This window comes from Spirochaetae bacterium HGW-Spirochaetae-1, from assembly GCA_002839375.1.
In the GTDB taxonomy this organism is placed as follows: domain Bacteria; phylum Spirochaetota; class UBA4802; order UBA4802; family UBA5550; genus PGXY01.
The window spans coordinates 77492-95929 of the sequence record PGXY01000009.1 but is presented as its reverse complement, the minus strand read 5'-3'; the positions used below and the strand labels follow the sequence as shown (position 1 = coordinate 95929).

The following is an 18438-nucleotide window of genomic DNA, read 5'->3' as shown; positions in this document are numbered from 1 at the left end:
ATTTCTGCTGAAATGATCAGCAGTAGGCCAGTTCCACGCGGTTCCTGCCCCGTTCTTTGGCCATATACAGGGCATTGTCCACGCGCTCGATGACGGTTTTAAGCATGTCCCGTTCGTCAAAACCGGTGCCGCCGAAGCTGGCCGTCACATGGAGTTCCTGTTTCCCCAGGTCCAGGGGCGAGTCGTCGATATGGTGACGGAGCTTCTCAGCCAGGATACCGGCCGATTTCAGCTCCGTTTCAGGGAGAATAATCATGAATTCCTCGCCGCCGAAGCGCGAGAATATATCACTTTTACGAATATTGTCTTTCACGATGTCGCAGCAGTGCCGCAGGACCTCGTCGCCGATGAGATGGCCGTGGGTATCGTTGAAATGCTTGAAATTATCGATATCGAACATCAGGAGTGAAAAGGCGCCGCTGTATCTCCTGCATCGCTCCATCTCGTTGATGAGCAGTTCGAAGAAATAACGCCGGTTATAGATGCCCGTAAGATCGTCGCGCATGGCCAGTCCCTGGTATTTATCCCGCAGGTCCTGCAGTTCCTCGTTGCGAAGCCGCACCTCGTTTATCTGGCGCTCCCGTTCCATGAGGGCCCGGTCCCTCTGCACCAGGGCCTGTTTGTATTCCGTGGCGATTTTAAAACAGCGCATCTCGGCTTCCAGGGCGGCCTTCTTAAAGAGGTCCAGGTCCTGCTCCTTCTGACGCAGCAAAAGCTCCAGTTCCTGGCAGCGCTGCTGCAGATTTTCGGAATTATGCGTTTTGGTATGCATGACAGCCAACCTTATAACACGTATCAGGAATAAATTATTCGGAAAAACCGTTTCGGTTTCCCCGCAGCCTTCCAGGATTTGTTCAGCGCCCCTCTTTACAATTTCAGTTAAACAGATACTTAAAGTCCATCAAAATGTAAAAATATCTAAAAATGTCAAGAAAAAAAGCCACGGGGCTGAAAAAGAATTAATCATTGACATATACCTGAAGGGGCTGAAAAAGGGTATGATCTTCTCTTTCAATTCAGAAAATGTGAGGTATTCATATGTCCCCCGTAGCGGTTTACACAAATAAAAAATTCATCCGGGAACTGGAAGCTGACAACAAATTCAGGGCCATCGAGGAACTGGCACAGGTCTTCCAGGACAGTGAAATCTGTTCCGACGTGGAAACCCTGACACGGGCCCTTAAGGAACGGGAGGAGATCATGAGTACGGGAATCGGACTGGGTATTGCCATACCCCACGCCAAGATCAACATGGTAAAAGAGATGGCCTTTGCCATAGGTATATCCAAGAAAGGAATCGACTTTGATTCGCTGGACGGTCATCCCGTTCACCTCATAATCCTCGTAGCGGCGGGGGAACGGCAGCACAAGGATTACCTGAGGCTGCTCTCGAATATCATGGCAATCCTGAAAAATGAGAAGACAAAGGAAAGCATAATCAGGTCATCGTCCCCGGACGAAATCCTCGGTATTCTTGAAAAAGAAGGAAAATAATCTGCAGAGGTCACCCATGGAAGAACGCGAGTATTCATTCATCGATATAGAAAATAAATGGCAGAAAAAATGGGAAGAGGACGGTGCCTTTAAGAACACCGTTGATCCCTCGAAAGAAAAATATTATGTCCTGGAGATGTTCCCCTATCCCTCGGGACGCCTTCACATGGGACACGCGAGAAATTACACCATCGGCGACATCGTGTCGCGGTACATGAAAATGAAGGGGAAAAACGTTTTTCATCCCATTGGATGGGACTCCTTCGGCCTTCCAGCTGAGAACGCCGCTATCAAGAACAATATACCGCCGCACAAATGGACGGCGGAAAATATCGACAACATGAAAAAGCAGCTCCGCCGCATGGGCTTTTCCTATGACTGGACCAGGGAGCTGGCCACCTATAAGCCGGAATATTACCAATGGAACCAGTGGCTGTTTGTAAAAATGCTCGAGAAGGGTCTGGTGTACAAGAAAAAATCATCGGTAAACTGGTGTCCCTCGTGCCAGACCGTCCTGGCCAATGAGCAGGCGGAAAACGGTGTGTGCTGGCGCTGCGATTCCGAGGTACACCAGAAGGACCTGGAACAGTGGTTCTTCAGGATAACCGCCTATGCCGAACGGCTCCTGGCGGGACATGAAGAACTGAAGGATACATGGCCGGAGCAGGTCATCACCATGCAGCGCAACTGGATCGGCCGGTCAAAGGGACTGGAGATAACTTTTAAACTGGAATCAGGAGAGGATTTCCCTATATACACGACGCGGCCCGACACGGTGTACGGCGTTACCTTCATGGTCATCGCCCCGGAGCACCCGCTCCTGGAAAAAATTACCGATTCTGCCGTAAAGGAATTTATCAAACGTATCAAGACACAGTCCATGGCCGACCGCATCTCCGACGACAAGGAAAAAGAGGGGATCGATACGGGACTGAAAATCATCAATCCCTTCAACAATGAGAAAGTGCCCCTGTACGTGGGCAACTTCGTTCTCATGGAATACGGTACGGGCGCCATTATGGCCGTCCCGGCCCACGACACCAGGGACTTTGCCTTCGCGAAAAAATACGGCATCCCCGTTAAGCTCGTCATCGACAACCCTGAAAGTCCCATCGAGGTGAATGCCATGACCGACGCCTATATCGATGACGGCGTCAATGTCAACTCGGGACCCTTCAACGGTTTCCACAACCGCGAGGCCATCGAAGGCATTTCCGATTACGCCGAGAAGCAGGGATTCGGGAAGCGGCAGGTGAACTACCGCATCCGCGACTGGGGGATTTCCCGTCAGCGTTACTGGGGCTGCCCAATCCCCATGATCTACTGCGACAAATGCGGGGCAGTTCCCGTACCGGAAAAGGACCTGCCGGTCCTGCTTCCTACCGAGGTTGACTTCCACGGCGACTCCCGCTCCCCGCTGACACAAATGGAATCCTTCCTCAATGTCAAGTGCCCGGGCTGCGGCGGAGAGGCTCGCCGCGAGACCGAGACCATGGACACCTTCGTGGACTCATCATGGTATTATGCGAAATACACCTCGCCGGGATCGGCGGAAATTTTTGATAAAAACGAAGTGAACTACTGGATGCCCGTGGACCAGTATATAGGCGGCATCGAGCATGCCGTGCTTCACCTGCTCTACGCCCGCTTCTTCGGCATGGTGCTGCACGATATGGGCCTCCTGAACTCCACCGAACCGTTTAAAAGACTCCTCACACAGGGTATGGTCATTAAGGACGGGGCCAAGATGAGCAAGTCCAAGGGCAATGTAGTTGACCCCGACGAGATCATCGCGAAATACGGCACTGACACGGTACGCCTTTTCATGCTCTTCGCAGCGCCTCCCCAGAAGGACCTGGACTGGTCCGACAAGGGCGTCGAGGGAAGCTACCGCTTCATCGGCCGGGTATGGCGTTTTGTTAACCGCTTCGCCCATCTATACGACGCCGGGCATGCCGTCGACAACCAGGCGCTCACCGATGCCCTGAAAACAATCAGGATCGAGATGCATCGGACCCTGAAAATTGTCACCAAAGACATAGAGGAGCGTATGCAGTACAACACGGCTATCGCCCGTATGATGGAGCTCACCAACGCCCTGTACCAGGTTGAAGAAAAAGAATGGGAAAGCCCGGCAGGAAGGGCCGTTTTATCGGAAATATTCGATAAATTCATCCCCATGCTTTCACCCTTCATTCCCCATGCCGCCGAGGAGATGTGGGAAACCCTGGGCAGAAAGCAGGGACTTACGGCTGCGGCATGGCCGGAATATATCGATGAACTCACCACGCGCAACGAGACCGAAATAGTGTTCCAGGTGAACGGCAAGATACGGTCCAAGGAAATGGTCCCGTCGGACATCACGAAGGAAGACATGGAAAAAATGGCCATGGAAAACGACCGCGTAAAGGAATTCATCGAGGGAAAATCCATCGTAAAAGTCATAGCCGTGCCGGGCAAGCTGGTGAATATCGTCGTCAAATAGCAGAATACCGGCCTGCGCGTGTTCTGTTCCTGCTGCTCCTGACGCCTGTCACAACTGCCCATCCGGCAACTATACCGTGGTGAAGGTGAAGCGCGGCCCGAAGCTCATCAACGGACAGCACAATGACAGGCATTGGTCCCTTAGCGGAACTGATCCCCCGGTCGACGATATAACCGCATTAATCCCGACGCGCCGCCGCTGAATTATTCAAATTCCAAAACTCTTTCTTGCATATAAACCATAAAAATGGAACAATAAGAAATAAACCGGGGTCTATAAGACAGGTGCCTGAAAAATCCATCACGAGCGCAGAGACGCTCTTTTATTCAATATAAAGAAATCCGAGGATACGATAATCATGGGAAAAAACATTGTAACCATCCTGCTACTCATGTTATTTTCATGTATCTCCCTTCTTACACCGGCCTCCGCCGAAAACGCGGTCAGGTATACATGGGAAAGCTGTGTGAAAACCGCCCTTGCGCACAACCCGGACCTGTTATCTTCCCGTGAGATAATAAACCAGAAAAAAGCGGCCAGGGGGATAGCACGGTCACCCCTACTCCCACAGATAAGCGCCACAGCCTCGGGCGAAAAATCATCGGGGTCGTCGGGAGCGGGATACGGGTCTACAGAGAGATATGCTTACGGGATAACGGCGAAACAGCTTGTGTTTGACGGCTTTAAATCCGTCTACGACCTGAAAAGCGCCGATGCCGAAATAAATTCATCTTTATATAACTATTCTGCCACATCAGCCACGGTGCGATACAACCTGAAAACGGCCTTTATCTCTCTCCTGAAGGCCCAGGAAATGCTGGCCATACTGGAAGAAATAGAACAAAGAAGAAAGCACATACTGGAACTGGTAAAAATGAAATATGAATCCGGCAGTGAACACCGGGGTTCCTATTATTTCGCCAGGGCCGATTATCTTCAATCCCAGGCTGATGTTAAAAGCGCCATAAGGGAGATATCACTACGGAAAAAAACGATATGTTATATCATGGGAATGGAGGAACCGCCGGACTTTTCAGTAACAGGCGACTTAACCCTCCTTGCCTCGTATGATCTGAAACCGGATTTTATTTTCCTGGCAGCAAATAATCCTACATACAGAAAATCCATGTCGACCGTAAACGCAGCGTTATACGAACTGAAATCCTCGAAGCTCGCCTACTCTCCGGAACTGTATGGCACGGGAAGCGCCGGAAGAAGCGGTGATTCACCGGGCAGCATGTCGGGGAACTGGTCAGTGGGATTTGAAATCACCGCGCCCCTGTTCTCCGGCGGAGAGACATGGTACTCCCATGAGAGGGCAAAGGCTCTTTACCGGCAGGCGCAGTGTGATGAAAAAAGCGTCAAAAATGAGGTAATGAGAAGCCTGGAGGAATCATGGAACAATCTCAGGGACAGCATTGATACCGTCGAGGTGCAGAAAGAAACGCTTACCGCCGCTCTTGAGAGATCAAAAATCGGTGAGACCCAGTATTCCATCGGAAGGCTGACTTTCGACAACTGGACAATTATTGAAAGCAACATGGCAAATACGAAAAAAGCGCACCTTACGGCCTGCGCAGCGGCTCTGGATGCCGAAGCACAATGGATCTATGCAACGGGAGGCTCCCTGGATTATGAAAATAAAAAATAAACCGGCACTTTTCATCATCACTTTAATGTGCGTCGGCGGGTTTTTCATCATTAAAACCGCGTGTACAAAAAATTCCGATGTCGCCATGAAAGAGATCAAACCTTTTTCCGGCGATATCAAGCTGACGGTTTCAACAACGGGAACGGTACTTCCGAAAAACAGGCTGGAAATCAAACCGTCCGTGGCCGGCCGTATTGAAGAGATTCGCGTAAAAGAGGGAGACAGCGTATACAAAGGCCGAATTCTCGCCATCATGAGTTCAACCGACAGGGCCGCACTCATAGACGCAGCCCGTCTCCAGGGAGCCGCGGCCCTTGCCTACTGGCAGGACGCTTATAAACCAATCCCCATCATTGCCCCGATAAATGGGACGGTCATAGTCCGTTCCATTGAACCGGGACAGACCGTGACCACTACTGACGCAATCCTGGTCATTTCCGACCGGCTTATCGTCAAGGCGCAGGTGGATGAGACGGACATAGGGAAGGTCGTGGAGGGCCAATCGGCATATATTTCACTCGATTCCCATCCCGAAGTGCCGGTTAAAGGAAAGGTCACCCATATATATTACGAATCGGAGACCGTGAACAATGTGACGATCTATAATGTGGTGATAACACCCGACAGCGTTCCCGCCGAATTCAGGTCCGGCATGAGTGCGAGCATAGAAATAACGGAAAAAGAAATAAACAATGCGCTCCTGATTCCCCAGGATGTGATCATCCAGGAGGGTAGCCGGAGCTTCGTCCTCGTCAAAAAAGAAGGCTCAAAACAGCCGGAAAAACGCCCTATCACCACGGGAATCGCCGATGATCAGAACATCGAAGTCACGGAAGGACTGAGCTCGGCCGACACTGTCATGGTCCCGGTGCGCAGTTATACACCGGAAAAAGCGTCGGACGCTACCAATCCCTTCATGCCCAAGCGGCCCGGAGCGACAAAGAAATGACCCCCCTTATTGAGCTTAAAAACATCACAAAAATTTATCAAATGGGCGACACCGAGGTAGCAGCGGTCAACGGCGTCTCACTTGCCATTGAATCCGGTGAGTTCGTCGCCATCATGGGAGCATCCGGTTCAGGGAAATCGACGCTGCTCCACCTCCTGGGTTTTCTTGATACCCCCACATCGGGCTCTTATGCCATAATGGGACATGATGTGACAGGCCTCGATGAAGACAAGCTTTCCATCCTGAGAAATCATATAGCCGGCTTTATATTCCAGCAGTTTCAGCTCCTTCCCCGGTTATCAGCAGCGGGTAATGTCATGCTCCCCACGCTCTACGCCGGAAAGCGAGACATGGCAGAAAAGACCGATGAAAAACTGCAATGGGTCGGAATGGGTCACCGTGTCGATCACTACCCGAATGAACTCTCGGGGGGCGAGCAGCAAAGGGTAGCCATAGCCCGATCAATGGTGAACGAGCCCGTGATACTCTTCGCCGACGAACCAACGGGAAACCTGGATACGAAAAGTGAAAGTGAAATAATAGACATTCTGGAAAAGCTGAACGACAATGGAAAAACAATTGTGATGGTCACGCACGAGGAGGATGTTGCACGGCGGGCAAAACGCATCATACGGATGAAAGACGGCGTAATTATTTCAGATAAAAGAAACAACAAGACTCATACGGCATCTCCCGACGCCGGAGATACAGACAAAATAAACGGAGCTCTGAAAATTACATCGGCCTCGTTCGGACGGGCCGAATTCATGGATTATATCCGCCAGGCCGCGCTCTCCCTGGTTTCCCATAAAATGAGGTCCCTGCTTTCCATGCTGGGCATACTGATAGGAGTCGCTGCCGTGATCTCCATGGTGGCCATTGGAGAAGGAGCAAAAGCATCTATTACGGAAAGCCTCAACAAGCTGGGCACCAACATACTCACGGTTCACCCCGGTTTCAGACGGTCGGGAGGTGTGTCTCTCCAGCAGGGAGAAGGGAGCCGTTTAAGCATCGCTGATGCCGATTCATTTCTCGAAATCGAAGGAATAAAAAAAGTATCCCCGGCGGTAAACAGCCGGGCCCAGGTCGTTTACGGGGCAAAAAACAGCAACACCCTCATAATGGGCACCGGAGTCGATTACGCCGTGATGAAGGCATCGGTTCCCGTGACGGGACGTTTTTTCACCGAGATGGAAAACCGGTCCAGGAAAAAAGTCGCAGTCATCGGCGCCACGGTTTTAAAAAATATTTTCGGCGAAGAATATCCCATCGGGAAAAAAATAAAAATAAATAAAATCGGTTTTACCGTCATCGGCATCCTCCCCGCCAAGGGGGCAACCATGATGCGGGACCAGGACGATATCATTATCATTCCCATAAAAACAGCCATGTACCGGCTTTCGGGTAAAACCTACATTGACGATATACATGTTGAAATTGCATCCCCTGAAAACGCCGAATCTGTAAAGGAAATCCTTATGAGCACATTAAAAACAAGGCATAAAGTTCTTCCCGGACAGGAAAGCCTCTTTGAAGTCAGGGATTTTTCCGAAATGAGAAAGGCCATGATGAGCACCGCCACCACCATGAGCCTCCTGCTCGGAACGGTTGCAGCCATATCCCTCATCGTGGGAGGTGTGGGCGTGATGAATATCATGCTCGTATCGGTAAAGGAACGGACGCGGGAGATAGGACTTCGCAAGGCCATCGGCGGGCGCCGAAAGGATATCCTCTACCAGTTTCTCATCGAGGCGGTAATAATGACATTCACGGGAGGCGTGGCCGGGATCATACTGGGAGTTTCCATATCACTGCTTTTTTCCCTCATAGCAGGATGGGCCGTAAAAATTTCTATCATGGCGGTGCTGGGAGCCGTATTCTTTTCGATTTGCATCGGCATCGGTTTCGGAATCTGGCCGGCAACCCAGGCATCCAGGCTCAATCCCATCGAGGCCCTGCGATACGAATAATCGACGATGGTTATGTTGCCCCGTCGATATGCTCCATTACCCAATCATGAATAGAGCCACCGACATTCTTTTCTGATTATTTTTTAAATAGTAAACTATTTTATTGTAATAAGTATCTTATTCCACTATTATATCTTTATCACTGGAAAAAGAGGCAAAGCATGAAAAAATTATTTCTCTTAGCGGCATTTATCACTCTTGCGGCAACCATGACGGGATGCTATGAGGGCAGCAGCGGCAAAGACGGAGCAATGCTCCGGCAATACCTGGAGCCCGCTGCCCTGAAGACCCTGATTGATACGCCCCGGGCCGACATCTGGATCATAGATGTCCGTCCTGCCGACGCCTATAAAAAGGGGCATATTCCCACATCGAAGAATTTTCCCTCGGGGGAAATTATGGACAGGCTGTCTGAAATTCCCAAAACACAATATCTTATTCTGGCCTGTGAAACGGGAGGACGTGCCCAGATGGTGGCTAAACGTCTGGGAAAGGCGGGATATACCCGTTATATGAACTGGGGAGCATCGTCACGATACACCGACGTGTACGGTGCCGTTAAGGAATAGAAAAACCGGCTGCATGCCGCCCACGGGCGCGAAGGCACTTTCCTGCCTTTGCGCTTATATTACAAGCATGCCCGGTTCCTGGTTCAGCCATCAAGACGCGGCTGCACCTCCTTCCATACATCTTTCACATCCCGGGGAGTAAATGACTCACCGGCAAATTCCCTTTTGCAGAGCTCATATATCGCCCTGTTATAGGGCGCCTTTACCCCGTGTTTATCAGCCAGACCCACGATGTACCCGTTGATGGTCTCGAGCTCCGAATCATGGCCGCCGCGCTGGATGATATCCTGGGCCATGCTGCTCATAACCATCTTCCTCACGTTTTTCATGAAGAGGGGCCGGGTGATCCACTGTGGCAGCATTGCTGAAAGTTTTATAAGCAGCCACGGAGGCATGCCGCCTATTTTGCATTCATGGTACCCCGCGGCCTTCACAATCTGCACGCCTTCATAAAGCAGGTTCGACAGCAGTTTCTGAAAATATCCGTAATCCGATATCTCTTTAAATCCGAGACCGACAAGGGTCGTGAGAGAATTGGTGAGATTGATGATAACCTTTGAATGGGCCGCGTCCTGGAGATGGTCCACAACAACGGTTTCCACTCCCCGGTTGAAAACAGCAGCGATCTCTTTCATCTCGTCCATGAGTTCATTGTTCCTTGTCCCGAAAATGAGCGGCCCCTTTTTCTGGTATCCCACCACGCCGGGCTTTTCAATCCAGGCATTGTAACCAATTACGCAGTATATCACCTTTGAAAAATACTTCGACAGTATGACCTGGTTTTCCACGCCGTTCTGCATGGCGACGATAAAGGGACGGTCGCCCACCGTATCCTTTATCATTTTTGCCACACCCTCCAGGCTGAAGGTCTTTACCCCGATGGCAATGACATCGGCATCACGGGCATCCTTTATGTCACTGATGACTTTCACAGAGACATGAACGCCCTCGTTTTCCTTCCCCTGCTGGAAGTGAGTGATGCCCTTCTCCTTCATGGTCTTTGCCACTTCTCCCCTGTCGAGGAAATAAAGGTTCTCGTGGACCCCGGCAAGCCATCCGCCCACGGACTGCCCGATGGCGCCCGCACCGAAAATCACTATCTTCATGTCTTTTTTCATTATCAGCATCCTCCCTTTTATCATTATCCGTTCAGATTATTCAGCCACACCGGCGCCTTGTCATCGGGCAGGTCAAAGCAGCTGGACATATGCTCGGCATAGCGAAGCTGGAAGGGATGTTCCTCTATTTCCAGCTCATGCAGCATTTTAGTCGAAGGTGTATTCCCTATTTCAATATATTTTTTATCGGGCCTGGCTCCTTTTTTAAAAAGAAGATCCATGTGTTTTACCACATTAAAGGCGGCCTTAAAATTCGTTTCGCTCCTGAGGATGGTACCGTTCAATCGTGAATACAGATAGGAGCTCACGTCAAACTGTGTGGGCTTCCCCTGACGCGGCACACGGATCGTCAGGTAGGGATCGCCGTTTTCCTCATAAGCCGTTGTAACACAGTCGCCGCCCAGGGATTCCATATCAATCCTCTGCGTGACTTTCGGCAGGCCCCAGATTTTGTTTCCGCGGATCTGGTTTTCAAAGGACGTCACGGGCATGCCGGCAATATAATAGCCGAAGCGGCTGAAGGAGTCAAGTATCATTGGAAGCACGGGCGGCCGGAAGGCGGTGTTCACCATGACCGGGATGGCCATGGCAATCTCATTATAGGGTGCCACGCCCATGACATTTTTATATTCATAACAGGAAAAGGCAATAATGGATCGTCCCTTTGTCAGTTTTACCGGTTTGATCTTATGATGCAGTTCCCGGGCCACCAGCGCCGCAGCCTTTTCATAGGAACACATGAAAATGCCAATGGCGCAGGTGACATCACCATAAAAAGTCGGGAAAAGATACTTCTTCGATATTCGTTCGTTCAATTGCAGGGGTTTATCGGCATGTCTCAGTTCAAAACGCCGGAAAAAATCATTGCGGAAAACCGGCGAATCCTGATTATCCAGCATACCCTGCTGTATTTTCATTGTGGGCTTCATGGGGGCCTCCTTTCAGTATAGTGAATGATATAAATGACCAGCGGTCATTTATAGGTAAAAAATAAAATGGCCCGGGCCATCAGTGCGTACTATCAGATATCCACATAATGACCGGTGGTCATTTTTTTGCAAGAAAAAAATCAGGCTCACAATTAAAAAATCTCTTCATGAAATCCTCCAGCATCACCCTGGCTTCTTCCTGGCTTTTTATACTTTTATCAATATATAGCCGGTAGCATATTTCAAGTATTGTGCCGATGAGAATCTCGGAATAGGTGTCAAGCTGTGTAATGGGATACTGTTCATAGAGATTGAGAAACCGGCTGATGAAGTCCGAAAGGGCCGACATGATACTTCGGTAATAGGGATACTCGCGATGCATGGTAAGGTTCTTTCGTACCTCAATAAGAAACAGGGTGTTCCTCCCGAAGTAGGATAGAAGAGACTCGGCAAGGGGTGCGATCTTCTGCAGGTCCTGGTTCGCCGCCACAACCTCACGGAAAAACTCATGGGAAAATTCGTCGAAAACGGCATTGATCAGGTCATCGCGGCTGTTGAAGTAGAGATAAAAGGTGCCCTTGGCTATTGCGGCCTGTTTCACAATATCATTGACCGAGGTATCATCAACGCCCTTCTTCATGAACAATTCCAGGGCACAGGCCCGTATCATATCTCTGCTGATGGGCCTTCCTTCTTTATCCGCTGTCACGATCCCGCTGCTCATTCCTTCACTCCGCTGAAGCAACATATAAACCTGTTACTGCCACTGTCAAGGATTATCCCCCGGTAATCTAGCCGGACCCGGGCAACAAGATCAGAAATCTTTTTATGGCATTCTTTTAAAATTAATAGAATTATTGACATGGCAGTTCAAATCTGATGGTATGAACGCATACAAAAAGGCTCATAAAATATCATCAGCGATCAGGAGGCTTCCGTCATGGAAAATTATCCCCATCCCTATCTTTATATGGCGGCGACGTCGGGTTTTTTCTGGACCATAACCTATATTCTCATCATCAAGCGCGGTTTTCAGGACAAGGCCCACGGCATGCCCATGTGGGCCCTGGCCATGAACATATCATGGGAATTCATTTATTCCTTTGTCACACCGGCGCCGGCACCCCAGCTCTATATCAACATCGTATGGTTTTCTTTTGATGTGGTGATTCTGTATCACTTCATCAAGTCGTGGAAGCTGGACTTTCCGCAGTTCCAGGCGCGGTACTTCTATCCCTTCTTCGCCCTGGTCATGGTCACGTCCTTCCTGGGAGTGCTCTTCATCCAGTATGACGGACTTCATCCCGGCGTCATGAACCTCGAGGCCAGCAAGGGCTATGCCCTGGGCATGGGCCGCGCCTACTCGGCCTTCGGCATGAACATGATCATGTCCATCCTCTACGTGGGAATGATCATGAGCAGGAACAGCGTTGCGGGCCAGTCCATCTACATCGCCCTGGCCAAGATGATCGGCACTATCTTCGCCGATCTGGCTTTTATCGTGTATCCCAAATCACCAATTACACCGGGAACTCCCCATGCCGACGAACTGCTCTTTCCCTACATGTATGCCGCCATCCTCATCTTTGATATTATTTATGTAGTGCTGGTGTACAGGAAATGCAAAGAAGAGGGGATTAATCCGTGGAGGAGGGCGTAGTCATAAGGACCTTGTCATGTGGGATGTCCCGTCGTAGTGAACGGTTTGTAACCGTTCACTACGACGGGGCGCTTATATAAAACATGGAATTGAAAACAAAAGACATTTTACTAAAACCCCTCATGCGTACCGATACGCATGAGTTATTCAGCCTGATCGAGGAATGCAGGAACTACCTGCGTCCCTGGCTGTTCTGGGTGGATGCAACGAGAAGCCCCGAAGACATTCAAAGCGCTCTTGACAGAATCACCAACCCAATAGAACAGCCCCTGGGGATATTCCACAGGAACAAACTGGCGGGACTTATTTCTGTAAAACATTTTGATGAAGCAAATTTTTCCTGCGAGATCGGTTACTGGCTCGCTGAAAAGTACCAGGGTAACAGCATCATGTTCAGCGCCTGCAAAATGCTGATCAATTACCTGTTCAGGGAAAGCGCCGTAAACAGGATTGAAATCGGCGTCGCTACGAACAATCACCGCAGCAGGAACATACCGGAGAAGCTGGGATTTTTCGAGGAAGGAATTAAAAGATGCGCCGTGTACATCAATGACGGCTTCCAGGATTATGTGATTTATTCATTGTTAAAGAAAGACTGGAATAGCCGCACATAACAGGTAACACGTAACGGGCAAAACCCCGTTTATAATACATTTATCACTAGAAAAGGAACACCAATGACAGAACAAACCGACCAATCAGTCCTGAGCCCTAAAACAAGCGCAGTCATGGCCGAGCTGGCAAGAAATAAAAATTCGAAGAAAAACATGCTGACATCACTCCTCGTGCTGGCTATAACGCTTTCGCTTTTTCTCGGTTTCAACGTGCTCAACAGCCCGATACGGGATTCGATCATAATTTTGCTTGTCATCTTCATCCATGAAATGGGACACATGGTCTTCATGAAACTGTATAAATACAAAAATCTCAGCATGTTTTTCATTCCCTTATTCGGCGCTGCCGTGACCGGGAAGGTGACCAATCCCGATGCGAAACAGAAGGCCATCGTCTCCATCATGGGGCCCCTGCCGGGAATCGTTCTGGCCATTGCCACAGGTTTTCTTTTCCTGGTCACGGGAAATCAGGCATTGCATCAATATGCCTTCATATCATTATTGATAAACGGATTCAACCTTCTGCCCATATATCCCCTGGACGGAGGACATTTTTTTGACAATATTCTTTTTTCCCGCAGCAAGAACCTGGAGATCGTCTTCAAGGCCGGCGCGGTGCTGCTATTATTCTATATTTCCATAACCTTTCAGGACTGGATGCTCATCGCATTCGCTGTGTTGATATCACTGTCAATCCCCATGACGATTCAGGTGGCGAAAATATCAAACCAGCTGAAAAATGACAATGATGCGGCTCCTCTTACGTTCTCTGATAATATCCCGGCAGGCTTTGTCGACATGGTCATGATGCACATTAAAAACTACCGCAGTAAAGACTCGAAAACCATCGCCAGGATAGTTGAAGGTGTATGGGTTAAATACTTTACCAGGGCGCCGAAAATTCTTACATCGATACTCTTTACGGCAGGCTATGTTTTCCTGATGCTGGTTATCATTCTGTCACTGGGGTTATTGTCCGGCATCGGTGAAACAAATAAATCCAATTCGGACAAATTCCCCATTGAACAGGTGCAGTAATTTATTTTTCCTGATAAGCGTTATGCGCTTTTTCCTTTAACAGCAACATAAGGAGCGGACCATGAATTACCATGAAATATTGAACATACTGGCCCCGTGCGGCCTGAACTGCCGAAAATGCATGGCCAATGCTGAAGGCGACATCAGGCATCACAGTATTAAACTCAGGGAACTGCTGGGATCATTCGACGGCTACGCGCAGCGCTTCTCCCGATTCTGGCCGGTTTTCGAAAGCTACCCGCAATTTAAAACAATGCTGGAACATTTTACCGGGGGAGAATGTCGTGGCTGCCGTTACGGCGACTGCAAATATCCCAACTGCGGCGTGGCAAAATGCTACGGGGATAAGCATGTTGATTTCTGTTTCCAATGCGGCGAGTTTCCCTGCGGAAAAACAAATTTCGATGATAATCTAAAAACCCGCTGGCTCAAAATGAATTCGCGCATGAAGGAAATCGGCGTGGAAGCTTACTATGAGGAAACAAAAGATATTCCCCGCTATGTCTGAAGCAAAGGAACGGCGGGAGCATCTCAAAGAGCAGGCCAAAAAATAGTAAATGCTCGATACGGTTTTGTCCCGGTTAGTAGTGAATGGTTTGAAACCGTTCACTACTAACCGGGACAAAGCTTTATGGTTGACAAATTATCATAACACTGTTATGTTTGCCCCATAAAAACAATATCAAAGGGTGAAATCATGAACGACGAAATTTACCACCGCCTGAGAGAACTCCTGGACACCATACCAAACGGATATCCCGCCACGGAAGACGGGCTGGAAATAAAAATACTGAAAAAAATATTCACGGAAGAAGAGGCCGATATAACTCTGAAACTGAAGCTCGATTTCGAGACCCCCGAAGCCATTGCGGCCCGCACCGGCATGGACACGGCCTATCTCACGGACAAACTCCAGGAAATGCAGAACAAGGGACAGATCTTCGGCGCGAAAATCGGATCGGTTCACCTCTACAAGCTTCTTCCCTTTGTCTTCGGAATCTACGAATTCCAGCTCAACCGCCTCGACCGGGAACTGGCGGAAATGTGCGAAGACTATATGAGGCATATCTTCGGCAGGGAGTTTTTCACCCACAATCCCCCCCTTCTGAAAGTTCTTCCCATTGAAGAAGATGTCCCGGACCGCTCATCCATCGAGCCCTATGAAAGCCTCACGGCCATCATCGAGAACGCCAAAGCCTGGGCCGTGGGCGACTGCATCTGCAAAAAGGAAAAAGCCATCCTGGGCCATCGCTGTGACAAACCCATGGAGGTCTGCATGGGTGTCGCGCCTATCGATAATTATTTCAATGATTATTTCTGGGGACGCCCCATCTCTAAACAGGAGGCCTTTGCCATTCTTAAAAAGGCTGAAGAGGCGGGCCTGGTTCACATGACCAATAACTTTAAAAACGGCCAGTTTGCCATCTGCAACTGCTGCGCCTGTTGCTGCGGCGTTCTGCGCGGCATGCATGAACTGGGTTCATTGAATGCCACGGCATTTTCCAGTTACCTTGCCGTCGTCGATGAATCCCTGTGCACGGCATGCGGCATGTGCCTGGACCGCTGCCAGGCCGGGGCCATAACCGTTGATGCCGAAGCAGTTATAAACGAGCGGTGCATAGGCTGCGGTCTCTGCGTATCCACCTGCCCCACGGGAGCCATTACAATGAAGAAACGGGAGGCTGCTGAAATTCTCAATGTTCCCAAAAACGAGAAGGAATGGATGGAACAGAGGGAAAACTCCCGGCACGGCGACCACGCCTACAAAAACCTGTTCCGGACAAAATAAAAACAAGAATCCCGGCCACATTCGTTCGGCCGGGACATCCTGATTTTGTATTGACATTTTTCCGCCCATCCCCACTATTCAGGCCATCATCACCCCTGGCGGTGATGTAATGGCTATTAATGTATAACAGGAGATATCTCATGGGAAAAATAAGAATCGCCCTTCTGGCCTTTATCTGTGTCTTCACCTTCGGCATTTCCGTAATCTCAGCCGTCAACATGAACGAAGGAAACTGGGAAATGAGTATCCAGACCGAAATGCCCGGCATGCCCTTTGCCATGCCGGCAATTAAATATACGCACTGCCTGACCAAGGAAAACATGACACCGCAGAAACCGGAAAAAAACCAGGACTGCAAACTCATCTCGTCAAATATTACGGGCAGCACCTACACCTGGGTCATGGAATGCAAAGGCAAGCAGGGGACTACCCGCAGCGAGGGTTCCATCACCTATCGCGGAACCACCTTCGACGGAGTAATCAAAACAAACATGAACGGGACGCTCATCAACCAAAAAATCTCGGGACGCCGTACCGGCGAATGCAAGAACTGAGACTGCCGTACTTCCCGTGAAGGTCATGGTCACAGGAGGGACCGGGTTCATCGGTTCCCATACGGTAAAGTCCCTCGTTGAAGAGGGACACCAGGTGCGCATGCTCGTACGCAGCAGGGAAAAGGCACAGCGCGTGTTCCGTGAACTGCATTGCGAGGCTCCGGAAATGGTTGATGGAAACATTCTGGACCGAGCATCCGTGGCGCGATGCATGGATACCTGCGACGCCCTATTCCACGCCGCTGCCATGGTATCCATGGACCATTCAAAGAAAGATGAAATGCTGCACACCAACAGGACGGGTACCGGGCATGTCATGGACGAGGCATGCCGCAGGTCTTTGAAGTCCATAGTCCATGTATCGAGCATCACGGTTCTCTTCAGCCCGTCTTCGGCGCCCATTGATGAGAGGAGCCCTGTAGTCACGACGGGGAGCGCTTACGGACGGTCTAAGGCCGATTCGGATATTCTGGTCCGAAAGTATCTGGGAAACGGAAATCCCATCCGCATTACCTACCCCACGGCGGTCGTGGGGCCCCAGGACCCGGGCCTGAGCGAATCGAACTACGGTGTCATGAACTTTCTCACCAGGGGAGTGCCTCTCACCTCCACGGGTTTCCAGGCCCTGGATGTGCGTGACCTGGCCATGATCCATGTGCGTCTTCTCGAAGGCGCGGGGACACCGGGATATTATCCTGTCGGGGGCATCTACAAGACGTGGCGGGAACTGGCTGTATTTCTTGAATCCATCACAGGCCGCAGGGTTCATACTTTTCAAATGCCAGGATTTTTTCTTCGGGGAGCAGGCGCCGTAACCGACCTGTTGAGCCGCATCCATCCCCTGAATGTTCCCCTGACCCATGAAGGGATGAGGTATGTCACACAGTGGCGGAAAGTGGACAGTGAAAAAACACTTAAAACATGCGGAACAGCCTTCCGTGACCCTGCGTCCACTTATGGCGATACCATACGCTGGCTACATGAGCACGGCCATATTTCCAGAAAACATGCGGGAATGACAATACAGGGGAAATGAAGATAAATTAAGTCAGCGTCACTTCATAAGTTTTTTCACGGCATCGATAAGCTGATCCGGCTTGAAGGGCTTTACGATCCAGGCGTTGGCGCCCAGTTCCTTTCCCTTTTTTTTAATATCCTCGCCGATCTCCGTGGTAAGCATGATAAAGGGCGTAAATTTATAATCGCCATACTCAGCATCGCTCCGTACAGTTTTCAGAAAAGTCATGCCGTCCATGTTGGGCATATTCACATCGCAGATAAACATGTCCACGACGTCTCCCTTCAGCTTCTGCAGGGCATCCACGCCGTCGGCAGCCTCGATAATGGTGTAACCGGCATCATTGAGCGACAGGGAAACAACCTGGCGCATGGACTGGGCATCATCTATAATCATCACTGTTTTGGCCATAACTAACTCCTGAATGGGATTTGATCAGGCAAATTGTAGGATATTTGATTTCTTTTGTCAATACTTCCATGGCCGGTCCCACAGGAATCATGAAAATAATATGTTTTTGCTCTGGAATGGCAGGTATGACACTAAATGGATTATTGAAGAAATCATATAGAGAGGGGTCAGAGCCCCGGACCCCTCTCT

Annotated in this window: 19 protein-coding genes; 14 read left to right on the top strand and 5 right to left on the bottom strand. The window is 49.9% G+C overall.

All coding sequences use genetic code 11. From position 1 onward, the window contains the following. Positions 1 to 16 precede the first annotated feature (16 nt). Positions 17 to 772, bottom strand: coding sequence for a hypothetical protein (locus CVV44_17705; protein PKL36057.1), 756 nt, complete (start codon positions 770 to 772; stop codon positions 17 to 19). Here CVV44_17705 and CVV44_17700 point away from each other — a divergent pair. The 7 genes from CVV44_17700 (at position 771) to CVV44_17670 (ending at position 9118) form a co-directional block, all read left to right on the top strand. Continuing rightward, the gene (locus CVV44_17700) at positions 771 to 1067 is read left to right on the top strand and encodes a hypothetical protein (protein PKL36056.1); all 297 of its coding nucleotides are present in this window, start codon (positions 771 to 773) and stop codon (positions 1065 to 1067) included. The genes CVV44_17705 and CVV44_17700 overlap by 2 nt on opposite strands. Next, positions 1039 to 1494 carry a PTS fructose transporter subunit IIA gene (locus CVV44_17695; GenBank protein ID PKL36055.1) on the top strand — a complete coding sequence of 152 codons (456 nt, stop codon included), beginning with the start codon at positions 1039 to 1041 and terminating at the stop codon, positions 1492 to 1494. Before CVV44_17700 ends, CVV44_17695 begins: the two co-directional genes overlap by 29 nt. Before the next feature lie 16 nt (positions 1495 to 1510). Next, positions 1511 to 3979 carry a leucine--tRNA ligase gene (locus CVV44_17690; protein PKL36269.1) on the top strand — a complete coding sequence of 823 codons (2469 nt, stop codon included), beginning with the start codon at positions 1511 to 1513 and terminating at the stop codon, positions 3977 to 3979. 358 nt (positions 3980 to 4337) lie between these two features. Beyond that, positions 4338 to 5630 (top strand): hypothetical protein, encoded by a 1293-nt coding sequence (locus CVV44_17685; protein PKL36054.1) that lies wholly within the window; start codon positions 4338 to 4340, stop codon positions 5628 to 5630. Next, positions 5569 to 6579: an RND transporter gene (locus CVV44_17680; protein PKL36053.1), complete on the top strand. Its 1011-nt coding sequence runs from the start codon at positions 5569 to 5571 to the stop codon at positions 6577 to 6579. Before CVV44_17685 ends, CVV44_17680 begins: the two co-directional genes overlap by 62 nt. Beyond that, positions 6576 to 8549, top strand: a complete 1974-nt coding sequence (locus tag CVV44_17675) for a MacB family efflux pump subunit (GenBank protein PKL36052.1) — start codon at positions 6576 to 6578, stop codon at positions 8547 to 8549. The genes CVV44_17680 and CVV44_17675 overlap by 4 nt, the downstream gene beginning before the upstream one ends. Before the next feature lie 161 nt (positions 8550 to 8710). After that, on the top strand, positions 8711 to 9118 hold the full coding sequence (locus tag CVV44_17670) for a hypothetical protein (GenBank protein PKL36051.1): 408 nt from the start codon (positions 8711 to 8713) through the stop codon (positions 9116 to 9118). A gap of 83 nt (positions 9119 to 9201) precedes the next feature. Here CVV44_17670 and CVV44_17665 read toward each other — a convergent pair whose 3' ends face one another. From CVV44_17665 to CVV44_17655, 3 genes are all read right to left on the bottom strand, one after another. After that, a complete protein-coding gene (locus CVV44_17665) occupies positions 9202 to 10260 on the bottom strand; it encodes a hypothetical protein (protein ID PKL36050.1) in 1059 nt (352 codons plus the stop codon). Beyond that, the gene (locus CVV44_17660) at positions 10260 to 11165 is read right to left on the bottom strand and encodes a hypothetical protein (GenBank protein PKL36049.1); all 906 of its coding nucleotides are present in this window, start codon (positions 11163 to 11165) and stop codon (positions 10260 to 10262) included. Before CVV44_17660 ends, CVV44_17665 begins: the two co-directional genes overlap by 1 nt. 118 nt (positions 11166 to 11283) lie before the next feature. Continuing rightward, positions 11284 to 11913 (bottom strand): hypothetical protein, encoded by a 630-nt coding sequence (locus CVV44_17655; protein ID PKL36048.1) that lies wholly within the window; start codon positions 11911 to 11913, stop codon positions 11284 to 11286. Between the two features lie 192 nt (positions 11914 to 12105). Here CVV44_17655 and CVV44_17650 point away from each other — a divergent pair, with 192 nt between their 5' ends. From CVV44_17650 to CVV44_17620, 7 genes are all read left to right on the top strand, one after another. Further along, positions 12106 to 12825 (top strand): hypothetical protein, encoded by a 720-nt coding sequence (locus CVV44_17650; GenBank protein PKL36047.1) that lies wholly within the window; start codon positions 12106 to 12108, stop codon positions 12823 to 12825. Positions 12826 to 12908: 83 nt separating this feature from the next. Then, positions 12909 to 13439, top strand: a complete 531-nt coding sequence (locus CVV44_17645; GenBank protein ID PKL36046.1) for a RimJ/RimL family protein N-acetyltransferase — start codon at positions 12909 to 12911, stop codon at positions 13437 to 13439. A 63-nt stretch (positions 13440 to 13502) separates the two neighbouring features. Then, positions 13503 to 14477: a hypothetical protein gene (locus CVV44_17640; protein ID PKL36045.1), complete on the top strand. Its 975-nt coding sequence runs from the start codon at positions 13503 to 13505 to the stop codon at positions 14475 to 14477. A gap of 61 nt (positions 14478 to 14538) precedes the next feature. Further along, positions 14539 to 14985 carry a hypothetical protein gene (locus CVV44_17635; GenBank protein ID PKL36044.1) on the top strand — a complete coding sequence of 149 codons (447 nt, stop codon included), beginning with the start codon at positions 14539 to 14541 and terminating at the stop codon, positions 14983 to 14985. Positions 14986 to 15174: 189 nt separating this feature from the next. Next, the gene (locus CVV44_17630) at positions 15175 to 16266 is read left to right on the top strand and encodes a 4Fe-4S ferredoxin (protein ID PKL36043.1); all 1092 of its coding nucleotides are present in this window, start codon (positions 15175 to 15177) and stop codon (positions 16264 to 16266) included. A gap of 119 nt (positions 16267 to 16385) precedes the next feature. After that, positions 16386 to 16820: a hypothetical protein gene (locus CVV44_17625; GenBank protein ID PKL36042.1), complete on the top strand. Its 435-nt coding sequence runs from the start codon at positions 16386 to 16388 to the stop codon at positions 16818 to 16820. Positions 16821 to 16836: 16 nt separating this feature from the next. After that, positions 16837 to 17856 (top strand): oxidoreductase, encoded by a 1020-nt coding sequence (locus CVV44_17620; protein PKL36041.1) that lies wholly within the window; start codon positions 16837 to 16839, stop codon positions 17854 to 17856. Positions 17857 to 17874: 18 nt separating this feature from the next. On the opposite strand, the gene CVV44_17615 is transcribed toward CVV44_17620, so the two are convergent. Further along, a complete protein-coding gene (locus CVV44_17615) occupies positions 17875 to 18249 on the bottom strand; it encodes a two-component system response regulator (protein PKL36040.1) in 375 nt (124 codons plus the stop codon). Between the last annotated feature and the right edge of the window lie 189 nt (positions 18250 to 18438).